Source organism: Pseudomonas ulcerans, assembly GCF_036324125.1.
Lineage (GTDB): Bacteria > Pseudomonadota > Gammaproteobacteria > Pseudomonadales > Pseudomonadaceae > Aquipseudomonas > Aquipseudomonas ulcerans.
The window spans coordinates 1-24,249 of sequence record NZ_JAZDQN010000065.1 but is presented as its reverse complement, the minus strand read 5'-3'; the positions used below and the strand labels follow the sequence as shown (position 1 = coordinate 24,249).

The following is a 24,249-nucleotide window of genomic DNA, read 5'->3' as shown; positions in this document are numbered from 1 at the left end:
TGGGGGGGTGGGCGGGGGGGGGGGGGGGGGTGGGTGTTACCCCGTTGTAGCCGAAGGTGTTCCCCTCTCCTCATCGCGGGTAAACCCGCTCCCACATGGCCCGTGTCGAGCTCAGATTACAGAGCAGCGATACGCGCGTGCTGCTCGGTGAAGTTGGCCAGGGCCTGTTCAGCCTCGGCCAGCTTGGCGCGTTCCTTGTCGATCACGGCCGGTGGGGCCTTGTCGACGAAGGCGGCGTTGGACAGCTTGCCGCCGACGCGCTGGACTTCGCCTTGCAGACGCTGGATTTCCTTGTTCAGGCGGGCCAGCTCGGCGTCCTTGTCGATCAGGCCGGCCATCGGTACCAGCACCTGCAGGTCACCGACCAGCGCGGTGGCGCTGAGCGGGGCTTCGTCCTGTTCGCCGAGCACGGTGAACGACTCGATCTTCGCCAGCTTCTTCAGCAGCGCTTCGTTCTCGCCGAGGCGACGCTGGTCTTCGGCGGTGGCGTTCTTGAGGAACAGTTGCAGCGGTTTGCCCGGGCCGATGTTCATCTCGGCGCGGATGTTGCGCACGCCCAGCATCAGTTCCTTGACCCACTCGATATCGCTTTCGGCAGCAGCGTCGATGCGGCTGTCGTTCGCCTCGGGCCATGGCTGCAGCATGATGGTCTTGCCGTCGATACCGGCCAGCGGCGCCAGGCGCTGCCAGATTTCCTCGGTGATGAACGGCATGAACGGATGGGCCAGGCGCAGCGCCACTTCCAGCACGCGCACCAGGGTACGACGGGTGCCGCGCGCGCGCTCGACCGGGGCGTTCTCGTCCCACAGTACCGGTTTGGACAGCTCCAGGTACCAGTCGCAGTACTGGTTCCAGATGAACTCGTACAGGGCCTGGGCGGCCAGGTCGAAGCGGAACTGCTCCAGCTGGCGGGTCACTTCGGCTTCGGTGCGCTGCAGTTGCGAGATGATCCAGCGGTCGGCCAGCGACAGCTCGTAGGCCTCGCCGTTCTGGCCGCAATCCTCGCCCTTGTCCAGCACGTAGCGGGCGGCGTTCCAGATCTTGTTGCAGAAGTTGCGATAGCCTTCGACGCGGCCCATGTCGAACTTGATGTCGCGACCGGTGGACGCCAGCGAGCAGAAGGTGAACCGCAGGGCGTCGGTGCCGTAGCTGGCGATGCCCTCGGGGAACTCGGCCTTGGTCTGCTTGGCGATCTTTTCCGCCAGCTTGGGCTGCATCATGCCGCTGGTGCGTTTTTCCAGCAGGGCGTCGAGGGTGATGCCGTCGACGATGTCCAGCGGGTCGAGGACGTTGCCCTTGGACTTGGACATCTTCTGGCCCTGGCCATCGCGGACCAGGCCGTGGACGTAGACGGTCTTGAACGGCACCTGCGGGGTACCGTCCTCGTTCTTCACCAGGTGCATGGTCAGCATGATCATCCGGGCGACCCAGAAGAAGATGATGTCGAAGCCGGTGACCAGCACGTCGGTGGAGTGGAAGGTCTTGAGGAATTCGGTCTGCTGCGGCCAGCCGAGGGTGGAGAAGGTCCACAGGCCGGAGCTGAACCAGGTGTCGAGGACGTCGTTGTCCTGGTTCAGGACCACGTCGGCGCCGAGGCCATGCTTGGCGCGGACTTCTTCCTCGCTGCGGCCGACGTAGACCTTGCCGGACTCGTCGTACCAGGCCGGGATGCGATGGCCCCACCACAGCTGGCGGCTGATGCACCAGTCCTGGATATCGCGCATCCAGGAGAAGTACATGTTCTCGTACTGCTTGGGCACGAACTGGATGCGGCCGTCTTCCACGGCGGCGATGGCCGGTTCGGCCAGCGGCTTGGTGGAGACGTACCACTGGTCGGTCAGCCACGGCTCGATGACGGTGCCGGAGCGGTCGCCCTTCGGCACTTTCAGGGCGTGGTCGTCGACGCTGACCAGCAGGCCCAGCTCATCGAAGTCGGCGACGATCTGCTTGCGTGCGACGAAGCGGTCGAGACCGGCGTACTTGGCCGGCAGGCTGGCATCGATGGATTCGTTGACCGTGCCGTCGAGGTTGAACACCTGGGCGGCCGGCAGGACGACGGCGTTCTTGTCGAAGATGTTCAGCAGCGGCAGGTTGTGGCGCTTGCCGACTTCATAGTCGTTGAAGTCGTGGGCCGGGGTGATCTTCACGCAGCCGGTACCGAACTCGGGGTCGCAGTAGTCGTCGGCGATGATCGGGATGCGGCGACCGACCAGCGGCAGTTCGACGAACTTGCCGATCAGCGCCTGGTAGCGCTCGTCGTTCGGGTTCACTGCAACGGCGGAGTCGCCGAGCATGGTTTCCGGACGGGTGGTGGCGACGATCAGGAAGTCGTTGCCTTCGGCGGTTTTCGCGCCGTCGGCCAGCGGGTAGCGCAGGTTCCACAGGTGGCCTTTCTCGTCGTGGTTTTCCACTTCGAGGTCGGAGATCGCCGTGTGCAGCTTGGTGTCCCAGTTGACCAGGCGCTTGCCGCGATAGATCAGGCCGTCTTCATGCAGGCGCACGAAGGCTTCCTTGACCGCCTCGGACAGGCCGTCGTCCATGGTGAAGCGCTCACGGCTCCAGTCCACGGACGAGCCCAGGCGGCGGATCTGGCGGCTGATGTTGCCACCCGACTGATCCTTCCATTCCCAGACCTTCTCCAGGAACTTCTCGCGACCCAGGTCGTGACGGTTCTGGCCCTTGGCTTCGAGCTGGCGCTCCACCAGCATCTGGGTGGCGATACCGGCGTGGTCGGTGCCCGGCTGCCACAGGGTGTTGCGGCCTTGCATGCGACGGAAACGGATCAGGGCGTCCATGATCGCGTTGTTGAAGCCGTGACCCATGTGCAGGCTGCCGGTGACGTTCGGCGGCGGGATCATGATGGTGTACGACTCGCCCGCGCCTTGCGGGGCGAAGTAATTCTCGGACTCCCAGGTGTTGTACCAGGAAGTTTCGATGGCGTGCGGCTGGTAGGTCTTATCCATGCGCGGGGGGACCCTATGGCATTTATTCGGGAAAGCCGGGAAGTATAACGGAGGCGGGGGGTTGAGGCGATAAGCAGGGGCGCTTCAAAAGCAGGACGCGGACCCTGTGGGAGCGGGTTTACCCGCGATTACTGCAGTGGATTCACCCTCGCAATCGCGGGTAAACCCGCTCCCACAGGGCCCGCGTCAGTCTCAAGAACCGTTCAGGAGGACTGGCTGAGCAGGCGTTCCAGGCGCGCATCCAGCCGGCGCTTGATCTCGTTCTCGATATGCGGGGCGAAATCGTCGATCACGTCCTGCATGATCAACTGCGCCGCAGCACGCAGTTCGGCGTCCAGGTGCAGCAGGGTGTCCTGGCGACGGGTTTGTGGATCGACTTCTTCCGCAGGCACGGCGGCAGGGGCGGCTGGCGTGAGGTCCTCGGCCGGTTCGAGCAGCAGCGGGATCTGTTCTTCCACGGTGTCGGTCAGCAGGGGGGGCTGCAGGGTTTCATCTCCCAGCAACTGGCGGATCGACTCCAGGTCGTCCAGCAGATGGGCGGATTGGGGCAGGGGCGGGCGTTTGTCCATCGTCGTCAGAATCGCTGTAAGCGGTGATCTTGCAGAGCATAGCCCTGTTCGCGGTAGAAGCGGAAACTCTCTCGGGTCGCCTGGCGGATCGCCGGATCCTCGATCACGATCTCGGCGATACGGGCGAAGCGCGCAGCGAACGGCGGGACTTTCAGGTCGAGATTGACCAGCAGGTCCTGGTGATCGCCGGGGTCGTCGCCGACTCCCAGGGCCACTGCCGCCGCGGCATCGGCCTCGGCGTGGCTGTGGGGCACGAAGGCCTCGCCCTTGAACGCCCAGAGGCGGGCATCCAGCTCATCGCGCTGCGCAGTGTCGCTGCAGTTCAGGTAGACCCGGTGCCCGAGGCGCCAGGCCTTTTCGCAGAGCTTGCAGGCGAAGTCCAGGCGCGCGGCGGCCGAGGGGGTGGGCAGGACGTAGAAGTCGACTTGGCTCATGAGGCAGTCGCCAGGCGGTCACGGGACCGCCCGGCATCCGGGTCAGGCGTTGGCGCGGTCGAGCAGGTACTGGGTCAGCAGCGGGACCGGGCGGCCAGTGGCGCCCTTGTCCTTGCCGCCGCTGATCCAGGCGGTGCCGGCGATGTCCAGGTGTGCCCAGTTGTAGGCCTTGGCGAAGCGCGAGAGGAAGCAGCCAGCGGTGATGGTGCCGGCCTTCGGCCCGCCGATGTTGGCGATGTCGGCGAACGGGCTGTCCAGCTGTTCCTGGTACTCGTCGAACAGCGGCAGTTGCCAGGCGCGGTCGTCGGCGCGCTTGCCGGCGCTGAGCAGTTGCTCTACCAGGTCGTCGTTGTTGCCCATCAGGCCCGAAGTGTGGCTGCCCAGGGCGACGATGCAGGCGCCGGTGAGGGTGGCGATGTCGATCACCGCCTGCGGCTTGAAGCGCTCGGCGTAGGTCAGGGTGTCGCACAGCACCAGGCGGCCTTCGGCGTCGGTGTTGAGGATCTCGACGGTCTGCCCGCTCATGGTGGTGACGATGTCGCCCGGACGGGTGGCGCCGCCGCTCGGCATGTTCTCGGCGCAGGCCAGCAGGCACACCAGGTTGATCGGCAACTGCAGCTCCAGCACGGCGCGCAGGGTGCCGAAGACGCTGGCGGCGCCGCACATGTCGAACTTCATCTCGTCCATGCCGGCGCCCGGCTTCAGGCTGATGCCGCCGGTGTCGAAGGTGATGCCCTTGCCCACCAGCACGAACGGCTTGTCGCTCTTCTTCGCGCCCTGGTACTGCATGACGATCAGGCGTGGCGGCTGGTCGCTGCCCTGGCCGACGGCGTAGAACGCGCCCATGCCGAGGTCCTTGATCTTCTTCTCGTCGAGGACTTCGACCTTGAGGCCCTTGAACGCCTTGCCGAGGTTCTTTGCCTCGTCGGCGAGGAAGCTCGGGTGGCATACGTTCGGTGGCAGGTTGCCGAGGTCGCGGGTCAGACGCATGCCGTTGGTGATGGCGCTGGCATGCTTCACGGCGCGCTCGGTGTCGGCCAGGCCGGCCTTGTCGCAGAGCAGGGTGATCTTCTTCAGCGCGCGGGGCTCGGCCTTCTGGCTTTTGAAGCGGTCGAACACGTATTCGCCGTCGAGCAGGGTCTCGGCCAGCAGGCGGGCCTTGCCGTAATGGGCGTCACGGCCGACCAGGGCGATATCGTCCAGGGCCAGCACGGCGTCGGCGCCACCCAGGCCCTTGAGCACGCCGAGCACGGCGTTGGCCAGCTTGCGCCAGTTGCGATCGTTCAGGCTGTCTTCCTTGCCGCTGCCGACCAGCAGCACGCGCTCGGCCTTGAGGCCTGGCAGGCCCGGCAGGAGCAGGGTCTGGCCGACCTTGCCGGCGATATCGCCGCGCTTGAGCACGGCGCTCAGGGCGCCCTTGGCGGCGTCATCGATGGCCTTGGCGCTGGCGCCCAGCTTGCGGCCTTCACCCACGGCCAGCACCAGGGTGGCGGTTTTCAAGGATGCTGCGGCTACGCTTTTTACAACCAATTCCATGTCAGGGTCCCCGAATGAACTGTCAGTGCGCGTTGTCTGTGCAAGCGCTCGAAGCGAGCTGGCCGCCCTCGGCGGGCCAGACGGAAAGCCGCCAGTTTGAGCCCGGTGCGCCGCCGCTGACAACCCCGTTTTCAAGCATTGCGCGGTGCCAAGTGACAGGCAGGGGCAATCACAGGATAATGCGCGCACTTCGAAGTCCGGGTGCATTGACGCACCTGCAACTATCTTCTTGTTGGTTGCAACGTTTTCCTTGTTTGGCTGTCCGAGCCTGACAACCCAGGAGTGTCTGGTTTGATCGTCTTCCGTTATCTGTCCCGCGAGGTCCTGGTGACCTTGAGTGCCGTCAGCGCCGTGCTGCTGGTCATCATCATGAGCGGGCGCTTCATCAAATACCTGGCCCAGGCCGCGCAGGGCATGCTCGATCCGGGCGTGTTGTTCATGATCATGGGCTATCGCCTGCCGGGATTCCTGCAGCTGATCCTGCCACTGGGGCTGTTCCTCGGCATCCTGCTGGCCTACGGTCGCCTGTACCTGGAAAGCGAGATGACCGTGCTTTCCGCCACCGGCATGAGCCAGCAACGCCTGCTGCGCATGACCATGGCGCCGGCCGCGCTGGTCGCCGTGGTGGTGGCCTGGATCAGCCTGAGCCTGGCGCCCCAGGGCGTTGCCCAGGTCGCCCAGATCATCAACCAGCAGGATGCCCTGACCGAATTCGACACCCTGGTGCCGGGCCGCTTCCAGACCCTGCGCGACGGCACCCGGGTGACCTACACCGAGCAACTGTCGGATGACCGCGCCAACCTGGCCGGGGTGTTCATCTCCGAGAAACGCTTCTCCAGCGACAAGAGCAAGGACCGCGGCATCAGCGTGCTGGTGGCCGAGAAGGGGCGCCAGGAAGTGCAGGCCGACGGCAACCGCTACCTGATCCTGGAAAACGGCTACCGCTACGACGGCAACCCGGGCCAGGCCGACTACCGGGCGATCAAGTACGACACCTACGGCGTGCTGCTGCCCAAGCCGGAAGTCAGCCAGGACATCACCGAGCGCGAGGCCATCCCTACCGCCGACCTGTTCAAGAGCGACGCCCCGCGTGAGCGCGCCGAGCTGCAGTGGCGCCTGTCGCTGCCGCTGCTGGTGTTCATCGTGACCCTGATGGCGGTGCCGCTGTCGCGGGTCAACCCGCGCCAGGGCCGTTTCCTCAAGCTGCTGCCGGCGATTCTCCTGTATATGGCCTACCTGACGATTCTGATTGCCGCCCGCGGCGCCCTGGAAAAAGGCAAGATCCCGCTGGCCCTGGGCCTGTGGCCGGTGCACGCGCTGTTCCTGCTGATCGGCCTTGGGCTGATGTACTGGGAGCCGCTGCGCCTGAAACTGCGCGCGCGTCGTGCGGAGGTGGCCCGTGCGTAAGCTCGACGGTTACATCGGCAGCAGTGTGTTCATGGCGATCCTCGCCGTGCTTGGGATCATTCTCGGCCTGGCGTCCCTGTTCGCCTTCATCGATGAAATGGGCGACATCAGCGATACCTACACCCTCTGGGACGCGAGCCAGTTCGTCGCCCTGACCGCGCCGCGGCGTCTCTACGACATGCTGCCGATGGCTGGTCTGATCGGCTGCCTGATCGGTCTCGGCAGCCTGGCCAGCAACAGCGAGCTGACCATCATGCGCGCTGCCGGCGTGTCCATCGGCCGGATCGTCTGGGCGGTGATGAAGCCGATGCTGGTGCTGATGCTCGCCGGCGTGCTGATCGGCGAGTACGTCGCCCCGGTCACCGAGAACAAGGCCCAGGCCGATCGTTCCCTAGCCCAGGGCGGGGGCGAGGCGCAGACCTCCAAGCGCGGCCTGTGGCACCGCCAGGGCGAGGAATTCGTGCACATCAACACGGTGCAGCCCAATGGCCTGATGCTGGGTGTCACCCGTTACCGCTTCGACAACGAGCGGCACATGCAGTCGTCCAGCTTCGCCCGTCGCGCGCAGTACCAGCAGGACCACTGGCTGCTCACCGACGTCACCACCACCCTGTTCCGTGGCGACCACACCGAAGTGGTGAAGACCCCGGAGGAGCGCTGGGACGTCGCCCTGACCCCGCAACTGCTGAATACCGTGGTGATGGCGCCTGAGTCGCTGTCGATCACCGGGCTGTGGGACTACATCCATTACCTGTCCGACCAGGGCCTGAACAACGACCGCTACTGGCTGGCATTCTGGACCAAGGTCCTGCAGCCGTTGGTAACTGCGGCGCTGGTGTTGATGGCGATCTCGTTCATCTTCGGTCCGCTGCGTTCGGTAACCCTCGGCCAGCGCGTGTTCACCGGTGTGCTGGTGGGCTTCGTGTTCCGCATCGCCCAGGACCTGCTGGGGCCGTCCAGCCAGGTGTTCGGTTTCCCGCCGTTGCTGGCGGTGCTGCTGCCGGCGGTGATCTGTGCGCTGGCGGGCCTCTGGTTGTTGCGCAGGGCGGGATGATCCATTTCTCGCAGGCATGAAAAAGCCGACCCATCGAGGTCGGCTTTTTCATGCCCGTTATCTGTGCCTACCAGGTAGGACACCCTTACTTCTTGCGCTTGGGAATCCGCACCAGCTGCGTCTCCGAGTACATGTCGTGCCAGCTGCGCTTCTGCTTGTCGATCAAGACCCAGAAGAATCCCAGCCCCAGGCACAGCCACGAACCGATCGAGATGACAAAGCGCAGCAGGGCCTGCCACAGGCTGATCGCGCTGCCGTCGGCGTTCTGCACCCGCACGCCCCATACCTGCATGCCCAGGGTCTGGCCGCCGTGGGTCCAGAACTTGGCGAAGAAGCCGAACAGGGTGAACACCAGGATCGTCGAGAGCAGCGGGTCGCCGTCCAGGGCGCCGGCCTCGGTCAGGGCGCGCATGCGCGTCTCGCCGATGATTGCCATCTGAATCATCTTGTAGACCAGGGTGGTGACCATCAGCAGGGCAACGCAGAGCAGGAAGTCATAGAACATCGCCGCAAGGCGGCGGCCCAGTCCGGCAACCGGGAAGTCGCCCTGTGGCTGGAGCAGTGGTTTCGGCATCGGGTGAAGCTCCTGGCGCAAAAGCGTGCATTCTACGGAATTGCGCGCAAAAAAAAGCCCCTGTCATCGACAGGGGCTTTTCGGGGATCGCGAAGACTTAGGCTTCAGCGATGACCTCATCAGCCTGCATGCCTTTCTGGCCCTGCACGGCGATGAAGGTCACTTTCTGGCCTTCTTTCAGGCTCTTGAAGCCGTTGCCCTGGATAGCGCGGAAATGCACGAACAGATCCGGACCGCTCTCAGGAGTGATGAAACCGAAACCCTTTTCGTCGTTAAACCACTTGACGGTACCGCTCTGACGTTGAGACATGTCTTAATTTCCTTTGAAACTTGAATTGTGATGACAGCTTCTTTCATTGGAATGTAATGAAAGCGTACTGGGCTGGGTTGCAGGAAAGTAAGAGACGTCGAACGTTGTGTAGCGAATCTCAGGCTACTGTCCAGGCCACGAACTATAGCGACCCATGCAAACACAGTTCGCTGACTCTACGCTAACTCTCCCGGGAAACACAAGCCCCGCAGACCGCTGGTTTTCAGCCTTTCAGCTGCTTTCGGGCGGATTTTTGCGATGTTTTTTCGAGGCTTGCCCGCGCTCATGTTCGAAAGTTTGAAAGGGCGTTCGAAATCGAATATCCCGAACGCCCCATGACACATTTTGTCGTGCGCTCAACCGCGGTAGTAACGCTGCGGCACGAACGGCATCTTGCTGACTTTCATCGCCACGCGCTTGCCCCGTACCACGGCCCAGACCTGGGTATCGAGGGCGCTGTGCGCGCTGTCCAGGTAGCCCATCGCGACCGGTGCGCCCAGGGTCGGGCCGAAGCCGCCGCTGCAGACCCGACCGATGACCGTGCCGGCCTCGTCGACGATCTCCGCGTCTTCACGCACTGGCGTGCGTTCCTGCGGCAGCAGGCCAACGCGCTTGCGCGCCACGCCTTCCAACTGCTGGGCGAAGACCCGGGCAGCACCCGGGAAGCCGCCAGCGCGCGCGCCATCGGCACGGCGAGGCTTGGACACGGCCCAGAGCAGGCTGGCTTCCACCGGAGTGGTTTCAGTGTTCATATCGTGGCCGTACAGGCACAGGCCGGCCTCCAGGCGCAACGAGTCGCGGGCACCGAGGCCGATGGCGGCGACTTCCGGTTCGGCCAGCAGGCGACGGGCCAGGGCCTCGGCCTTGTCTGCCGGCACGGAGATTTCGTAGCCGTCTTCGCCGGTGTAGCCGGAGCGGCTGACGTAGCAGTCTTCGCCCAGCAGTTGCACGGGGGCGAACTGCATGAAGGTCATCTTCGCCACCTGTGGGGCCAGGCGCTCCAGCACCTTGACCGCAGCCGGACCCTGCAGGGCCAGCAGCGCGCGTTCCTCGAACAGCGCTTCGATCTCGCACTGGTTGCCGAGGTGCTGGCGCAGGTGCGCCAGGTCCTGGTCCTTGCACGCGGCGTTGACCACCAGGAACAGTTCGCCGTCACCCAGGTTGGCGACCATCAGGTCGTCAAGGATGCCGCCCTGCTCGTTGGTGAACATGGCGTAGCGCTGCATGCCCACCGGCAGGTCGATGATGTCCACCGGCACCAGGCTTTCCAGGGCCTTGGCCGCCCCGGCGCCGCGCAGGCGGATCTGGCCCATGTGCGAGACGTCGAACAGGCCGGCCTGCTCGCGGGTGTGCAGGTGTTCCTTCATCACGCCCAGCGGGTACTGGACCGGCATGTCGTAGCCGGCGAAGGGCACCATGCGCGCGCCGAGTTCCAGGTGCAGGGCGTGCAGCGGGGTTTTCAGCAGTGTTTCGGTGGACATGTAGGACTCCTGGGTTTCAATGGGGTGTCAGCATTCGATGATGTTGACGGCCAGACCGCCGCGGGCGGTCTCCTTGTATTTGCTTTTCATGTCGGCGCCGGTCTGGCGCATGGTGCGGATGACCTTGTCGAGGGAGACGAAGTGCTGCCCGTCGCCGCGCAGGGCCATGCGCACCGCGTTGATCGCCTTCACCGAGCCCATGGCGTTGCGCTCGATGCAGGGCACCTGGACCAGCCCGCCAATGGGGTCGCAGGTCAGGCCCAGGTTGTGTTCCATGCCGATCTCGGCGGCGTTCTCGACCTGCTGCACGCTGCCGCCCATGACCTCGCAGAGGGCGCCGGCAGCCATGGAGCAGGCCACGCCCACTTCGCCCTGGCAGCCGACTTCGGCACCGGAGATCGAAGCGTTTTCCTTGTAGAGGATGCCGATCGCGGCAGCGGTGAGCAGGAAGCGCACCACGCCGTCTTCGTTGGCCCCGGGAATGAAGCGCATGTAGTAGTGCAGGACCGCCGGCACGATGCCGGCGGCGCCGTTGGTCGGCGCGGTGACCACCCGTCCGCCGAAGGCGTTTTCCTCGTTCACCGCGAGGGCGTAGAGATTGACCCAGTCCAGCACCGAGAGGGCATCGCGCAAGCTGGCCTCCGGACTCGAACAGAGCTGGCGGTACAACTCCGGGGCGCGCCGTTTCACCTTCAGCCCGCCGGGCAGGATGCCTTCGTGACGACAGCCGGCGCTGACACAATCCTGCATCACCTGCCAGATCTTCAGCAGGCCGGCGCGGGTCTCGCTTTCCGCACGCCAGGCAGCTTCATTGACGAGCATCACCTGGCTGATCGACAGGTGTTGCGCGCTGCAGTGCGCCAGCAGTTCCCGGGCGGTCTTGAACGGGTAGGCCAGCGCGGTCTTGTCCTCGACGATGCGGTTGGCCCCGGCGGCGTCCTCGTCGACCACGAAGCCGCCACCCACCGAGTAGTACTCGCGGCTGCGGATCTGCAGGCCGGCGCTGTCGAAGGCGCGGAAGATCATGCCGTTGGGGTGGTAGTCCAGCGGCTTGCGGATCATTGCCAGGTGCTGTTTTTCGTGGAAATCGATGAGCTGCTCGCCGAGCAGGGTGAGCCGGCCGCTGTCGCGAATGGCCTGCAGGCGGGCGGGAATGCTGTCGGTGTCGACGCTGTCGGGGTGCTCGCCTTCCAGGCCGAGGATCACCGCCTTGTCGCTGCCGTGGCCTTTGCCGGTGGCGCCGAGCGAGCCGTACAGCTCGACCTTGACGCTGTGGGTGGCGGCCAGCAGGCCGTCACGCCGCAGTCCTTCGGCGAAGCGCGCGGCAGCGCGCATCGGGCCGACGGTGTGGGAGCTGGAGGGGCCGATGCCGATCTTGAACAGGTCGAAGACGCTTAATGACATCGCTTGATCCTCCAAAGAGTGACTTCAGGCATATCGCGACCCTGTGGGAGCGGGTTCACCCGCGATTGCGGTAGTGGCCTCACCGGCGCCATCGCGGGTGAACCCGCTCCCACAGTTGATCGCGTCAACCCCGAAACTCAGGCGTCCTGGTAGCTCTCGATCGAAGGACAAGCGCACACCAGGTTGCGATCCCCGAACACGTTGTCCACCCGACCGACCGGCGGCCAGTACTTGCTTTCCACCAGCGACGGCAGCGGGTACACCGCCTGCTCGCGGCTGTAGCCGTGAGCCCACTCGCCGACCAGTTCAGCCGCGGTGTGTGGCGCGTTCTTCAGCGGGTTGTCGTCCTTGTCCAGGCTGCCGTTCTCCACCGCGCGGATCTCTTCGCGGATGCGGATCATCGCGTTGCAGAAGCGATCCAGTTCTTCCTTGGACTCGCTTTCGGTCGGTTCGATCATCAGCGTGCCCGCTACCGGGAAGGACATGGTCGGGGCGTGGAAACCGAAGTCGATCAGGCGCTTGGCCACGTCGTCGACGCTGATGCCGCTGGTGTCCTTGAGCGGGCGCAGGTCGAGGATGCACTCGTGCGCCACCAGGCCGTTGCTGCCGGTGTAGAGGACAGGATAGTGCTCTTCCAGGCGACGGGCGATGTAGTTGGCGTTGAGGATCGCCATCTGCGACGCACGCTTGAGGCCGGCACCGCCCATCATGCGGATGTACATCCAGGTGATCGGCAGGATGCTGGCGCTGCCGAACGGCGCGGCGCACACCGCGCCCTGCTTGTTGTCCATGTGCGCGTGGCCCGGCAGGAAGGGCGCCAGGTGCGCCTTGACGCCGATCGGGCCGACGCCCGGGCCGCCACCGCCGTGAGGAATGCAGAAGGTCTTGTGCAGGTTCAGGTGCGAGACATCGCCACCGAACTTGCCCGGGGCGCAGAGGCCGACCATGGCGTTCATGTTGGCGCCGTCGATGTACACCTGGCCGCCGTTGTCATGGATGATCCCGCAGATTTCGCCGATGGCTTCCTCGAACACGCCGTGGGTCGACGGGTAGGTGATCATCAGTGCGGCGAGGTGCTCGCGGTGCTCGATGGCCTTGGCCCGCAGGTCGTCGATATCGACGTTGCCACGGGCGTCACAGGCGGTCACTACCACGCGCATGCCGGCCATGTGCGCGGTGGCCGGGTTGGTGCCGTGGGCCGAGGAGGGGATCAGGCAGATGTCGCGGCGGGCATCGCCACGGCTCTGGTGATAGGCACGGATCGCCAGCAGGCCGGCGTATTCGCCCTGGGAACCGGCGTTCGGCTGCAGCGACACGGCATCGTAGCCGGTGGCGGCGCAGAGCATGGCTTCCAGCTCGGAGGTCAGTTGCTGGTAGCCCTGGCTCTGCTCGGCGGGAGCGAACGGGTGCAGGTTGCCGAACTCGGCCCAGGTCACCGGGATCATCTCGCTGGCGGCGTTGAGCTTCATGGTGCAGGAGCCCAGCGGGATCATGGTGCGGTCCAGCGCCAGGTCCTTGTCGGCCAGGCGGCGCAGGTAGCGCATCAGCTCGGTTTCGCTGTGGTAGCGGTTGAACACCGGGTGTTCGAGGATCGCCGACTGGCGCAGCAGCGCGGCCGGCAGCTGCGCGCCGGTGCTCGCGGCGAGGGCGGCGAAATCAGGCAGGGCCTGGCCGTTGGCGAACAGGCTCCACAGCGCTTCGACGTCGGCCTGGCCGCTGGTTTCGTCCAGCGACAGGCCGACGCGCGCGGCGTCGATCTGGCGCAGGTTAAAGCCCAGGGCGCGGGCTTTGTCGTGCAGCGCCGCGGTGTCGGCGGCGGTGTTCAGGGTCAGGGTGTCGAAGAAGCTCGCGGTTTCCACGGCGACGCCCAGGGCCTTGAGGCCGGCGGCGAGGATCGCGGTCAGCTGGTGGGTGCGCGCGGCGATCTGTTTCAGGCCCTGCGGGCCGTGGTAGACGGCGTACATGCTGGCGATGTTGGCCAGCAGGACCTGCGCGGTGCAGATGTTGCTGGTGGCCTTCTCGCGGCGGATGTGCTGTTCGCGGGTCTGCATGGCCAGGCGCAGGGCGGTCTTGCCGAAGCGGTCGATGGACACGCCGACCAGGCGGCCCGGCATGTCGCGCTTGAACGCGTCGCGGGTGGCGAAGTAGGCGGCGTGGGGGCCGCCGAAGCCCAGCGGGACACCGAAGCGCTGGGCGCTGCCGATGGCCACGTCGGCGCCGAATTCGCCCGGCGGGGTCAGCAGGGTCAGGGCCAGCAGGTCGGCGGCCACGGCCACCAGGGCGTTGGCGGCGTGGAAGCGCTCCACCAGCTCGCGGTAGTCGAAGACGTCACCGCTGCTCGCCGGGTATTGCAGCACAGCGCCGAAGAAGCCGCTGACGTCGCTCAGCTCGCGCTCGTCGCCCACCACCACTTCGATGCCCAGCGGCTCGGCACGGGTGCGCAGCACGTCGAGGGTCTGCGGATGGCAATGCACGGAGGCGAAGAAGGCGTGGCTGCCCTTGTTCTTGCTCAGGCGCTTGCAGAAGGTCATGGCCTCGGCGACGGCGGTGGCTTCGTCGAGCAGGGAGGCGTTGGCGATCGGCAGGCCGGTGAGGTCGCTGATCAGGGTCTGGAAGTTCAGCAGGGCTTCCAGGCGACCCTGGGAAATCTCCGGCTGGTACGGGGTGTAGGCGGTGTACCAGGCCGGGTTTTCCAGGAGGTTGCGCAGGATCGGTGCCGGGGTGTGGCAGTTGTAGTAGCCCTGGCCGATGAAGCTCTTGAACAGCTGGTTCTTGCCGGCGATGGCCTTCAGCGCGGCGAGGGCGTCGGCCTCGCTCTGGCCGTCGCCCATGTCCAGCACGCTGGTGCCCTTGATGCTGTCGGGGATGACGGCGGCGCTCATGGCCTCCAGCGAGTCGAAGCCGAGGGTGGTGAGCATGGCCTGCTCATCGGCCTGGCGTGGACCGATATGGCGGGCGATGAATTCGTTGGCGGTGCCGAGATTGATGGTCATGGCGGATTCCTCAGGCGTCGTCGTTGGCTTTCAGCAGGCGGTCGTAGGCGTCCTGGTCGAGCAGCCCGGCGAGGGCGCCGGCGTCGGCCGGGACGAAGCGGAAGAACCAGCCTTCGCCCAGCGGGTCTTCGTTGACCAGCTCGGGGTTGGAATCCAGCTGCTCGTTGACCGCCACCACGTCGCCGTCCAGTGGCATGTACACGCCGCTGGCGGCCTTCACCGATTCCACGGTGGAGGCTTCGGCGCCCTTGGCGTAGTGCTGCAGCTCCGGCAGTTGCACATAGACCACGTCACCCAGGGCGTTCTGGGCGAAGGCGGTGATGCCCACGGTCACGCTGCCGTCGGCTTCGGCACGCAGCCACTCGTGATCTTCGGTGAAACGCAACTCGCTCATGGAAACTCCTCGAAGGCCGTCGACGCGGCCGGATGCGGGGGTGGCCCGCCGCATGACAGGGGCGGGCCGGGATTGGAGTTCCCATAGCAAGTTTGCGGCCATATCCACGAAAGCCTTGTAAACAAAGGCGTTGAGCGATTTTTCCTGACTGTTTTCGCGATGCTCTGTAATGAAATCGCTACAGCTGCGCCCGGAAGAAAAACCGAAGCGGGATCAACGCCTTGCTACAGCGATGTTGCAGCGGGTTGTAGCGAAATCGTTACGGTGTATTGATTTCGCTACGATGGCTCACGCCTTGCCGGAAATCCCGTACTTGCGCAGGCGATGGGCGATGGCAGTGTGGGAGGTCTGCAGGCGGCTGGCCAGTTGGCGGGTCGAGGGATAGTCGGCGTAGAGCTTTTCCAGCAGGTTCTTCTCGAAGTCTTCCACCGCCTGTTCCAGGCTGGCGACTTCGCCGTCGTGCCCGCGGGCCACCGAGGTGCCGGCGATGTCCAGGTCGCCGATGTCCACCAGGCTGCTTTCACTGATGGCGGCGGCGCGGAAGATCACGTTCTGCAACTGGCGCACGTTGCCCGGCCAGCGGTTGCCGAGCAGGGCGGGGTAGGTGTCCGGGGCCAGGCGGCACAGCGGACGCTGGATCTGGGTGCAGGCCTGCTGCATGAAGTAGCGCGCCAGCAGGAGGATGTCCTGGCCACGCTCGCGCAGCGGCGGTACCTCCAGGTTGAGCACGTTGAGGCGGTAGAACAGGTCTTCGCGGAAGGTACCTTCGGCCACCATCTTTTCCAGGTCGCGGTGGGTGGCGCTGAGGATGCGCACGTTGACCTTGATCTCGCGATCGCCGCCGACCCGGCGGAAGCTGCCGTCGTTGAGGAAGCGCAGCAGCTTGGCCTGCAGGTAGGGCGACATCTCGCCGATCTCGTCGAGAAACACCGTGCCCTGGTTGGCCAGCTCCATCAGCCCCGGCTTGCCACCCCGTTGCGCGCCGGTGAAGGCGCCGGGGGCGTAGCCGAACAGCTCGCTTTCGGCCAGGTTCTCCGGCAGTGCCGCACAGTTGAGGGCGAGGAACGGCGCGGCATGGCGGCTGCTGATGGCGTGGCAGGCGCGGGCCACCAGTTCCTTGCCGGTGCCGGTCTCGCCGTGGATCAGCAGCGGTGCGTCGAGGGCGGCAACGCGCAGGGCGCGGGTCTTCAGGGTGCGGATCGCCGGGGACTCGCCGAGCAGGGCGTCGAACCCCTCGGCATGGTCGTGGTGCAGGGCCGACAGGCGCTCGCCGATGCGGTTTGGCGGGTACAGGGTGACCAGGGCGCCGGCATCGGTGATCGGCGTGGCATCCAGCAGCAGGGTCTGGCCGTTGAGCACCACCTCGCGCATCGGCAGGTGGAAGCCCTGTTCGATCAGGGTCGCGAGCAGCTCGGGGGCGTCGAACAGTTCGGCGATGCTGCGTCCCGCCGGCTCCTGGCCGCACAGGGCGATCAGCGCCGGGTTGGCCAGCAGCACGTGGCCGGCGCTGTCCAGGGCCAGCACCGGGTCGCTCATCGCCGCCAGCAGGGCATCGAGCTGCAGGTGGCGGCGCTGGCCGGGAAGGATGTCGACCACCCGCACGGTCTGCACGCCGTGCACGTTGAGCAGGGCGTCGTGGAGTTCTTCGAGGACGAAGGGGTTGAGCGTCGGCGCATCGATATAGACGTTCGGCGGCACCATCTCCACCGCATCCAGGTTGAGATTGCGGGCGCCCAGCAGGGCGAGCACTTCCTGGGTGATGCCGACGCGGTCGATGAAGCTGACGTGGATGCGCATGGGGAGCTTGGAGGTTCACGGCTGGCGAAGCGTGCAAGTATGCCTTGCGCCCGCCTGGCGGTCGAATGGCTTGCCAGCGGTGAGCCGCGCGGATTACTCCAGGTGCTGCGGGTTGATCGGGTCGCCGGACTTCACGTCGAGCTTGCTGCGGATGTCCTCGAACATGGCGTCGTAGTACATGTCGTGCGCGGAGGTGACCACGGCCTTTGGCGGCACGCCGTATTGCTTGGCGATACGGTCGATCGAGCGAGCGAAGTCGAAGGCCTGGTCCTTGGCGAGGAAGAATTTCTCGTCCACCGTCTTGTCCTGGATGGTCCCGTGCATGCGGAACTGCATGCCCTTGCCATCCTTGGGATCCTGGGTGACTTCGTAATCGACGCAGATGTTGTAGCTGTGGTCGGCCTTGTTCAGCGCGTGGCGCTCGATATGCAGGTGACCGGGGGTGAACTGTGCCATGACAGGCGCTCCTTGTACGGTTGAAACAGGCGGACCCGCCAGCAGGCCCGCCCCAGGGTTTCAACGATAGCTGATGCCTGGCGAGGCCGTGCTGACCCGGGTGCCGGCGGTGCCTTTGACGATATCCTCGATATCGCCCAGCGAGCCGATCACCGCGACTTTGCCTGTGTGACGGGCGAAATCGCAAGCTGCCTGCACCTTCGGCCCCATGGAGCCGGCGGCGAAGCCCAGGCGTTCCAGTTCGTCCGGGTGAGCCTGGGCGATGGCTTTCTGCGTCGGCTTGTTGAAGTCGATGTACGCAGCGTTGACGTCGGTGGCGATCACCAGCAGGTCGGCATCCAGTTGCTCGGCGAGGAGTGCCGAGCACAGGTCCTTGTCGATCACCGCCTCGATGCCTTGCAGCTTGCCGTCGGCACCATACATGGTCGGAATGCCGCCACCACCGGCACAGATCACGATACTGCTCTTTTCCAGCAGCCACTTGATCGGGCGGATCTCGAAGATGCGCTTGGGTTTCGGGCTGGCGACCACGCGGCGGAACTTGTCGCCGTCGGGGGCGATGGCCCAGCCTTTCTCCTTGGCCAGGCGCTCGGCTTCTTCCTTGGAATAGACCGGGCCGATGGGCTTGGTCGGGTTCTGGAAGGCCGGGTCCTTGGCGTCCACTTCGACCTGGGTGAGCAGGGTGGCGAAGGGCACTTCGAAGTCCAGCAGGTTGCCCAGCTCCTGTTCGATCATGTAGCCGATCATGCCTTCGGTCTCGGCGCCGAGGACGTCCAGCGGGTAGGGGGTGACCGAGGTGTAGGCCGCCGCCTGCAGCGACAGCAGCCCGACCTGCGGGCCATTGCCGTGGGCGATGACCAGCTGGTTGCCAGGGTGGATCTTGGCGATCTGCTCGGTGGCGATGCGGATATTGGCGCGCTGGTTGTCGGCGGTCATGGGCTCGCCACGGCGCAGCAGCGCGTTACCGCCTAGTGCAACAACGATACGCATGGGGAATGTCCTTGAGGTTTCGCTGAACCCTGTAGGAGCGGCTTCAGCCGCGATTGCGATGGTGAGCCCACCGCCCTCATCGCGGGTGAACCCGCTCCCACAGGGACTGCGGTGTGATTACAGGTCGGCCAGGGTCGAAACCAGGATCGCCTTGATCGTGTGCATGCGGTTTTCCGCCTGCTCGAAGGCGATGCAGGCCGGCGATTCGAAGACGTCGTCGGTCACCTCGATGCCATTGGCCAGGTGCGGATACTGCTCGGCGATCTGCTTGCCGACCTTGGTTTCCGAGTTGTGGAACGCCGGCAGGCAGTGCATGAACTTGCTCCGTGGGTTGCCGGTGGCCTTCATCAGCTCGGCATTGACCTGGTACGGCAGCAGTTGCTGGATACGCTCGCCCCAGGCTTCCACCGGCTCGCCCATGGACACCCAGACGTCGGTATGCACGAAGTCCACGCCCTTGACCGCGGCTTTCGGGTCTTCGGTGAGGGTGATGCGCGCACCGCTGGATTCGGCGTACTGCTTGCAGCGGGCGACCAGGTCGTCATGGGGCCACAGGGCCTTCGGCGCGGCGATGCGCACGTCCATGCCGAGCTTGGCGCCGATCAGTAGCAGCGAGTTGCCCATGTTGTTGCGGGCGTCGCCCAGGTAGGCGTAGCTGATCTCGTGCAGCGGCTTGTCGGCGTGTTCGCGCATGGTCAGCACGTCGGCGATCATCTGGGTCGGGTGGTATTCGTCGGTCAGGCCGTTGAATACCGGCACGCCGGCGAACTTGGCCAGCTCTTCCACCACTTCCTGCTTGAAGCCGCGGTACTCGATGGCGTCGTACATGCGCCCGAGCACGCGGGCGGTGTCCTTCATGCTTTCCTTGTGGCCGATCTGCGACGAGTTCGGGTCGATGTAGGTGACGTTGGCGCCCTGGTCATAGGCGGCCACTTCGAAGGCGCAGCGGGTGCGGGTCGAGGTCTTCTCGAAGATCAGGGCGATGTTGTTGCCCTTCAGGTGCTGCTGCTCGGTGCCGGTGTACTTGGCGCGCTTGAGGTCGCGGGACAGGTCGAGCAGGTAGCGCAGCTCGCGCTCGCTGTGGTGTTCGAGGCTGAGCAGGTTGCGGTTGTGGATGTTGAACGCCATTTCGGTTCTCCTTGGATTCGGTGAGCGACCCGGGCGCCGCCGGATAGGGGCGCTCGGGGCGAGGGGCGTTTAGTAGTCGATAGGGTCGCGGACGATCGGGCAGGTCATGCAGTGGCCGCCGCCACGGCCACGGCCGAGTTCGCCGGCGCTGATGGTGATGACCTCGACGCCTGCCTTGCGCAGCAGGGTGTTGGTGTAGGTGTTGCGGTCGTAGCCGATGACCACGCCGGGCTCCAGGGCCACCACGTTGTTGCCGTCATCCCATTGCTCGCGTTCGGCGGCGAAGCTGTTGCCGCCGGTTTCCACCACGCGCAGCTGTTTCAGGCCGAGCACGTCGGCGACCACTTCGATGAACGACTTGTTCTCGCGGCGCACGTCCATGCCGTAGGGCTTGCTGCTGTCCGGACGGATCACGAACGGCACGATCTCCTTGACCACTTCCGGGAAGACCGTCACCAGGTCGCGGTCGCAGAAGCTGAACACGGTGTCCAGGTGCATCGCCGCGCGGGATTTCGGCAGGCCGGCGACCACCACCTTCTCCACCGCGCCCTTGGCGAACAGCGATTGGGCAAGCTGGCCGATGGCCTGGCGCGAGGTCCGCTCGCCCATGCCGATCAGGACCACGCCGTTGCCGATCGGCATGACGTCGCCACCTTCCAGGGTGGCCTGGCCGTGGTCCTTGTCCGGGTCGCCGTACCAGACTTCGAAGTCGGCATTGGCGAACTCGGGATGGAACTTGTAGATGGCGCTGGCCAGCAGGGTTTCCTGGCGTCGCGCCGGCCAGTACATCGGGTTCAGCGTCACGCCGCCGTAGATCCAGCAGGTGGTATCGCGGGTGAACTGGGTGTTGGGCAGCGGCGGCAGCAGGAAGCTGGAGTGGCCCAGGTAATCGCGGTACATCTTGATCACGCTGGCGCCTTCGCTGTCCGGCAGGTCCTCGCCGGCCACGCCGCCGATCAGGAATTCGGCCAGGTGGCGCGGTTCCAGGCCTTCGAGCCAGCTGCGCACTTCGTTGGTCAGGCCGACGCCGACGGTATCGGCGGTGATCTTGCGATCGAGGATCCACTTCAGCGCTTCGGGGTTCTGGATGGTCTCGGTCAGCAGGTTGTGCATTTCCAGGACTTCGACACCGCGCTCGCGCATCTTGGTGACGAAGTCGAAGTGGTCGCGCTTGGCCTGGTTGACCCAGATGACGTCATCGAACAGCAACTCGTCGCAGTTGGTCGGGGTCAGGCGCTGGTGAGCGAGACCGGGGGAGCAAACCATCACTTTGCGCAGTTTGCCCGCCTCGGAATGGACGCCGTACTTAACTTTTTCCGTGGACATGATCATTTCCTCCAAAGGTGTGAAATACGGGGGTTACAGCGTAAGGAAGCCGTCATACAGACCGTAGGCAGCCACCAGGGCACCAGCGATCACGGCGGCGAATATCAACTTCTCCACGTTGGTAAAAATCGGTTGGCCGACCTCGCGCTTGGCCTTGGCGAACAGGATCGCGCCAGGGGCATAGAGCAGGGCGGACAGCAGCAGGTACTTGACGCCACCCGCGTACAGCAGCCAGATCGCGTAGATCAGTGCGATGCCGCCGATGATCAGGTCTTTCTTGCGCTCGGCCAGGGCGTTCTCGTAGGTCTCGCTACGGAATGCGAGAAGGAACGCATAGGCCGCCGACCACAGGTAAGGCACCAGGATCATCGAGGTGGCGAGGTAGATCAGCGACAGGTAGGTACTGGCCGAGAACAGCGTGATCACCAGGAAGATCTGCACCATGGCGTTGGTCAGCCACAGGGCGTTGGCCGGCACATGGTTGGCGTTCTCGCGACGCAGGAACTCCGGCATGGTGTGGTCCTTGGCCGCGGCGAACATGATCTCCGCGCAGAGCAGCACCCACGACAGCAGGGCGCCCAGCAGCGAGATGATCAGGCCGACGCTGATCAGCACCGCGCCCCAGTGGCCGACCACATGTTCGAGCACGGCAGCCATCGACGGGTTCTGCAGCTTGGCCAATTCAGGCTGGGTCATGATGCCCAGGGACAGCACGTTGACCAGGACCAGGAACAGCAGCACGGTGATGAAGCCGATGACCGTGGCCTTGCCCACGTCCGAGCGTTTTTCCGCCCGGGCCGAGAAGATGCTCGCGCCCTCGATGCCGATGAACACCCAGACGGTGACCAGCATCATATTGCGCACCTGGTTCATCACGCTGCCCAGGTCAGGGTTCATCGTGCCCCAGATGTCGGCGGTGAAGATGTCCAGCTTGAAGGCGAACAGGGCGATCAGAACGAACAGCGCCAGCGGCACCACCTTGGCCACGGTGGTGACCAGGTTGATGAACGCCGCTTCCTTGATCCCGCGCAGCACCAGGAAGTGCACTGCCCACAGCAGCACCGAAGCACCGATGATCGCGGCCGGGGTATTGCCCTCGCCGAAGACCGGGAAGAAGTAGCCGAGGGTGCTGAACAGCAGGACGAAGTAACCGACGTTGCCCAGCCAGGCGCTGATCCAGTAACCCCAGGCCGAGGAGAAACCCATGTAGTCGCCGAACCCGGCCTTGGCGTAGGCATACACCCCGCCATCCAGGTCGGGCTTGCGGTTGGCCAGTGTCTGGAACACGAAGGCCAGGGTCAGCATGCCGACGGCGGTGATTGCCCAGCCAATCAGTACGGCGCCGACATCGGCACTTGCCGCCATGTTTTGCGGGAGGGAAAAGATCCCGCCACCAATCATCGAACCAACTACGAGTGCGACCAGTGCACCGAGTCGAAGTTTTCCGGATGCCTCTGACATGGCTTGGCTCCATTTCGGAAAAGAGAGTCTGTAGGGTAGGGCGCATGCAAATAGTGGAAGATGATTCAGGTCAGTTCATTGGCACATTCCATTGTTTTCAAATGACTGAAAGAGCATGCGTTAGATACTCTTCGCTCCCTTGGAGGCCGTTAACGGCGGCACCTGCGTCAAGGGTGAGAATCGCTCGCAAGACGCCGGGAACTTTGAAGCTAGTCCGTTTCGAGGGAATGGCAAATTTTTAATACGAAAATATTAATCAGACTTGCCGAAGCGGAATTAGTGCACAAAACTCTGTGCGGATTGTCGGACGATTAGATAACTTGGTTATTAAATCGGCGCGCTTATAACCTGAGTTTTTTACAAATTCGTGATCAGGTTAATCAACTGAAATGTGACGGATAAAAAGGGGAATTTCATGTCCGAGCCGGGTCAGAAACTGCGCCTGGGCGCGTTGATCGCGCTGGTGGTCGGCTCGATGATCGGCGGTGGGATTTTCTCCCTGCCACAGAACATGGCTGCACGTGCCGACGTTGGCGCGGTGCTGATCGGCTGGGGGATCACCGCGATCGGCATGCTGGCCCTGGCCTTCGTGTTCCAGAGCCTGGCCAATCGCAAGCCGCAGCTGGACTCCGGGGTATACGCCTACGCCAAGGCAGGCTTCGGCGAGTACATGGGCTTTTCTTCGGCTTGGGGTTACTGGATCAGCGCCTGGCTGGGCAACGTCGGTTATTTCGTCCTGCTGTTCAGCACCCTTGGCCTGTACTTCCCGGTGTTCGGCGAAGGCAACACGCCGCTGGCGATCGGCTGCGCCTCGCTGCTGCTGTGGGCGGTGCACTTCCTGGTGCTGCGCGGGATCAAGGAGGCGGCGTTCATCAACCAGGTGACCACGGTGACCAAGGTGGTGCCGCTGGTGCTGTTCATCGTCATCGCCGCCGCGGCGTTTCGCCTGGACATCTTCACGCGGGATATCTGGGGCCTGGCCAACCCGAGTTTCGGCAGCGTGCTCGACCAGGTGCGCAACATGATGCTGGTGACAGTGTTCGTGTTCATCGGCATCGAGGGTGCCAGCGTCTATTCCGGGCGCGCGCAGAAGCGCTCGGACGTGGGCAAGGCCACCGTGATCGGATTTCTTGGCGTGCTGGCCTTGCTGGTGCTGGTCAACGTGCTGTCGCTGGGGGTGATGACCCAGCCGGAGCTGGCGGCGCTGCACAACCCGTCGCTGGCCTCGGTGCTGGAGCATATCGTCGGGCCCTGGGGGGCGTTGCTGATCAGCATCGGCCTGGCGGTGTCGTTGATCGGTGCGCTGTTGTCCTGGGCGCTGCTGTGCGCGGAGATCCTCTATGCCACGGCGCGGGACAAGACCATGCCGCGTTTTCTCGCCCGCGAAAACGCCAACCAGGTGCCGGCCAATGCCCTGTGGCTGACCAACTGCATGATCCAGCTGTTCCTGCTGATCACCCTGGTGTCGGCCGGGACCTATACCAGCCTGATCTACCTGGCGTCGTCGATGATCCTGGTGCCGTACCTGTGGTCGGCGGCCTATGCGGTGCTGCTGGCGCTGCGCGGCGAGACCTACGAGGGCTTCGCCGGGGCGCGGCGCAAGGACCTGCTGGTAGCGCTGGTGGCGCTGCTCTACGCGATCTGGCTGCTGTATGCGGGGGGGCTGAAGTATCTGCTGCTGTCGGCGTTGCTGTATGCGCCGGGGGTGATTCTGTTCGCGCGGGCGAAGCGGGAGCAGGGGCTGCCGTTGTTCACCGGGTGGGAGAAGCTGATCTTCGCGGCGGTGCTGGCGGGGGCGGGGTTGGCGGCGTTCAGCCTGTATAGCGGGGTGTTGAGTTTGTAGGTGACATGAAGGACAACCTCGGACCCTGTGGGAGCGGGTTCACCCGCGATTTCGCTAGTGAATCCACCATCGCCATCGCGGGTAAACCCGCTCCTACAGGGGGAGAAGTACAGGCCTGGAATCAGCCCT

Annotated in this window: 19 protein-coding genes; 3 read left to right on the top strand and 16 right to left on the bottom strand. The window is 64.7% G+C overall.

The window, feature by feature from the left end; all coding sequences use genetic code 11:
- Positions 1 to 116: 116 nt before the first annotated feature.
- From V0R59_RS30080 to V0R59_RS30065, 4 genes are all read right to left on the bottom strand, one after another.
- Complete coding sequence (locus V0R59_RS30080) at positions 117 to 2,963, bottom strand: valine--tRNA ligase (RefSeq protein ID WP_330078182.1); 2,847 nt, start codon at positions 2,961 to 2,963, stop codon at positions 117 to 119.
- A 203-nt stretch (positions 2,964 to 3,166) separates the two neighbouring features.
- Positions 3,167 to 3,532, bottom strand: a complete 366-nt coding sequence (locus V0R59_RS30075) for a DNA polymerase III subunit chi (RefSeq protein ID WP_330078181.1) — start codon at positions 3,530 to 3,532, stop codon at positions 3,167 to 3,169.
- 5 nt (positions 3,533 to 3,537) lie between these two features.
- Positions 3,538 to 3,966 (bottom strand): DNA polymerase III subunit chi, encoded by a 429-nt coding sequence (locus V0R59_RS30070; protein WP_330078180.1) that lies wholly within the window; start codon positions 3,964 to 3,966, stop codon positions 3,538 to 3,540.
- A 42-nt stretch (positions 3,967 to 4,008) separates the two neighbouring features.
- Positions 4,009 to 5,502 (bottom strand): leucyl aminopeptidase, encoded by a 1,494-nt coding sequence (locus V0R59_RS30065; protein ID WP_330078179.1) that lies wholly within the window; start codon positions 5,500 to 5,502, stop codon positions 4,009 to 4,011.
- A 291-nt stretch (positions 5,503 to 5,793) separates the two neighbouring features.
- Between V0R59_RS30065 and lptF the strand changes: the two genes are divergently transcribed.
- Positions 5,794 to 6,909: an LPS export ABC transporter permease LptF gene (gene lptF / locus V0R59_RS30060; protein ID WP_330078178.1), complete on the top strand. Its 1,116-nt coding sequence runs from the start codon at positions 5,794 to 5,796 to the stop codon at positions 6,907 to 6,909.
- On the top strand, positions 6,902 to 7,963 hold the full coding sequence (gene lptG / locus V0R59_RS30055) for an LPS export ABC transporter permease LptG (protein WP_330078177.1): 1,062 nt from the start codon (positions 6,902 to 6,904) through the stop codon (positions 7,961 to 7,963). The genes lptF and lptG overlap by 8 nt, the downstream gene beginning before the upstream one ends.
- Positions 7,964 to 8,048: 85 nt before the next feature.
- On the opposite strand, the gene V0R59_RS30050 is transcribed toward lptG, so the two are convergent.
- From V0R59_RS30050 to arcD (V0R59_RS29995), 12 genes are all read right to left on the bottom strand, one after another.
- Positions 8,049 to 8,537 (bottom strand): RDD family protein, encoded by a 489-nt coding sequence (locus V0R59_RS30050; RefSeq protein WP_330078176.1) that lies wholly within the window; start codon positions 8,535 to 8,537, stop codon positions 8,049 to 8,051.
- A gap of 97 nt (positions 8,538 to 8,634) precedes the next feature.
- On the bottom strand, positions 8,635 to 8,847 hold the full coding sequence (locus V0R59_RS30045) for a cold-shock protein (RefSeq protein ID WP_010220199.1): 213 nt from the start codon (positions 8,845 to 8,847) through the stop codon (positions 8,635 to 8,637).
- 356 nt (positions 8,848 to 9,203) lie between these two features.
- A complete protein-coding gene (gcvT, locus tag V0R59_RS30040) occupies positions 9,204 to 10,328 on the bottom strand; it encodes a glycine cleavage system aminomethyltransferase GcvT (RefSeq protein ID WP_330078175.1) in 1,125 nt (374 codons plus the stop codon).
- Between the two features lie 27 nt (positions 10,329 to 10,355).
- On the bottom strand, positions 10,356 to 11,732 hold the full coding sequence (locus V0R59_RS30035) for an L-serine ammonia-lyase (protein WP_330078174.1): 1,377 nt from the start codon (positions 11,730 to 11,732) through the stop codon (positions 10,356 to 10,358).
- A gap of 137 nt (positions 11,733 to 11,869) precedes the next feature.
- A complete protein-coding gene (gcvP, locus tag V0R59_RS30030) occupies positions 11,870 to 14,725 on the bottom strand; it encodes an aminomethyl-transferring glycine dehydrogenase (protein WP_330078173.1) in 2,856 nt (951 codons plus the stop codon).
- A gap of 10 nt (positions 14,726 to 14,735) precedes the next feature.
- Positions 14,736 to 15,119 carry a glycine cleavage system protein GcvH gene (gene gcvH / locus V0R59_RS30025; protein WP_330078172.1) on the bottom strand — a complete coding sequence of 128 codons (384 nt, stop codon included), beginning with the start codon at positions 15,117 to 15,119 and terminating at the stop codon, positions 14,736 to 14,738.
- Between the two features lie 288 nt (positions 15,120 to 15,407).
- On the bottom strand, positions 15,408 to 16,916 hold the full coding sequence (locus V0R59_RS30020; protein WP_330078171.1) for a sigma-54-dependent transcriptional regulator: 1,509 nt from the start codon (positions 16,914 to 16,916) through the stop codon (positions 15,408 to 15,410).
- Between the two features lie 93 nt (positions 16,917 to 17,009).
- Complete coding sequence (locus V0R59_RS30015) at positions 17,010 to 17,372, bottom strand: DUF5064 family protein (protein ID WP_330078170.1); 363 nt, start codon at positions 17,370 to 17,372, stop codon at positions 17,010 to 17,012.
- A 60-nt stretch (positions 17,373 to 17,432) separates the two neighbouring features.
- A complete protein-coding gene (gene arcC, locus V0R59_RS30010; RefSeq protein ID WP_330078169.1) occupies positions 17,433 to 18,362 on the bottom strand; it encodes a carbamate kinase in 930 nt (309 codons plus the stop codon).
- Between the two features lie 117 nt (positions 18,363 to 18,479).
- Entirely contained in the window at positions 18,480 to 19,490 is a 1,011-nt protein-coding gene (locus V0R59_RS30005) for an ornithine carbamoyltransferase (protein WP_330078168.1), read from the bottom strand.
- 69 nt (positions 19,491 to 19,559) lie between these two features.
- Positions 19,560 to 20,816 carry an arginine deiminase gene (gene arcA, locus V0R59_RS30000; protein ID WP_330078167.1) on the bottom strand — a complete coding sequence of 419 codons (1,257 nt, stop codon included), beginning with the start codon at positions 20,814 to 20,816 and terminating at the stop codon, positions 19,560 to 19,562.
- Between the two features lie 33 nt (positions 20,817 to 20,849).
- Entirely contained in the window at positions 20,850 to 22,277 is a 1,428-nt protein-coding gene (arcD, locus tag V0R59_RS29995; RefSeq protein WP_330078166.1) for an arginine-ornithine antiporter, read from the bottom strand.
- 415 nt (positions 22,278 to 22,692) lie between these two features.
- Here arcD (V0R59_RS29995) and arcD (V0R59_RS29990) point away from each other — a divergent pair, with 415 nt between their 5' ends.
- Positions 22,693 to 24,120, top strand: coding sequence for an arginine-ornithine antiporter (gene arcD, locus V0R59_RS29990; RefSeq protein WP_330078165.1), 1,428 nt, complete (start codon positions 22,693 to 22,695; stop codon positions 24,118 to 24,120).
- Positions 24,121 to 24,249: the final 129 nt, after the last annotated feature.

Excerpts from the sequence above, each read along its gene's own strand:
- V0R59_RS30080 (WP_330078182.1), bottom strand. The coding sequence starts at position 2,963 with ATGGATAAGACCTACCAGCCGCACGCCATCGAAACTTCCTGGTACAAC.
- V0R59_RS30075 (WP_330078181.1), bottom strand. The coding sequence starts at position 3,532 with ATGGACAAACGCCCGCCCCTGCCCCAATCCGCCCATCTGCTGGACGAC.
- V0R59_RS30070 (WP_330078180.1), bottom strand. The coding sequence starts at position 3,966 with ATGAGCCAAGTCGACTTCTACGTCCTGCCCACCCCCTCGGCCGCCGCG.
- V0R59_RS30065 (WP_330078179.1), bottom strand. The coding sequence starts at position 5,502 with ATGGAATTGGTTGTAAAAAGCGTAGCCGCAGCATCCTTGAAAACCGCC.
- V0R59_RS30050 (WP_330078176.1), bottom strand. The coding sequence starts at position 8,537 with ATGCCGAAACCACTGCTCCAGCCACAGGGCGACTTCCCGGTTGCCGGA.
- V0R59_RS30045 (WP_010220199.1), bottom strand. The coding sequence starts at position 8,847 with ATGTCTCAACGTCAGAGCGGTACCGTCAAGTGGTTTAACGACGAAAAG.
- gcvT (WP_330078175.1), bottom strand. The coding sequence starts at position 10,328 with ATGTCCACCGAAACACTGCTGAAAACCCCGCTGCACGCCCTGCACCTG.
- V0R59_RS30035 (WP_330078174.1), bottom strand. The coding sequence starts at position 11,732 with ATGTCATTAAGCGTCTTCGACCTGTTCAAGATCGGCATCGGCCCCTCC.
- gcvP (WP_330078173.1), bottom strand. The coding sequence starts at position 14,725 with ATGACCATCAATCTCGGCACCGCCAACGAATTCATCGCCCGCCATATC.
- gcvH (WP_330078172.1), bottom strand. The coding sequence starts at position 15,119 with ATGAGCGAGTTGCGTTTCACCGAAGATCACGAGTGGCTGCGTGCCGAA.
- V0R59_RS30020 (WP_330078171.1), bottom strand. The coding sequence starts at position 16,916 with ATGCGCATCCACGTCAGCTTCATCGACCGCGTCGGCATCACCCAGGAA.
- V0R59_RS30015 (WP_330078170.1), bottom strand. The coding sequence starts at position 17,372 with ATGGCACAGTTCACCCCCGGTCACCTGCATATCGAGCGCCACGCGCTG.
- arcC (WP_330078169.1), bottom strand. The coding sequence starts at position 18,362 with ATGCGTATCGTTGTTGCACTAGGCGGTAACGCGCTGCTGCGCCGTGGC.
- V0R59_RS30005 (WP_330078168.1), bottom strand. The coding sequence starts at position 19,490 with ATGGCGTTCAACATCCACAACCGCAACCTGCTCAGCCTCGAACACCAC.
- arcA (WP_330078167.1), bottom strand. The coding sequence starts at position 20,816 with ATGTCCACGGAAAAAGTTAAGTACGGCGTCCATTCCGAGGCGGGCAAA.
- arcD (WP_330078166.1), bottom strand. The coding sequence starts at position 22,277 with ATGTCAGAGGCATCCGGAAAACTTCGACTCGGTGCACTGGTCGCACTC.
- arcD (WP_330078165.1), top strand. The coding sequence starts at position 22,693 with ATGTCCGAGCCGGGTCAGAAACTGCGCCTGGGCGCGTTGATCGCGCTG.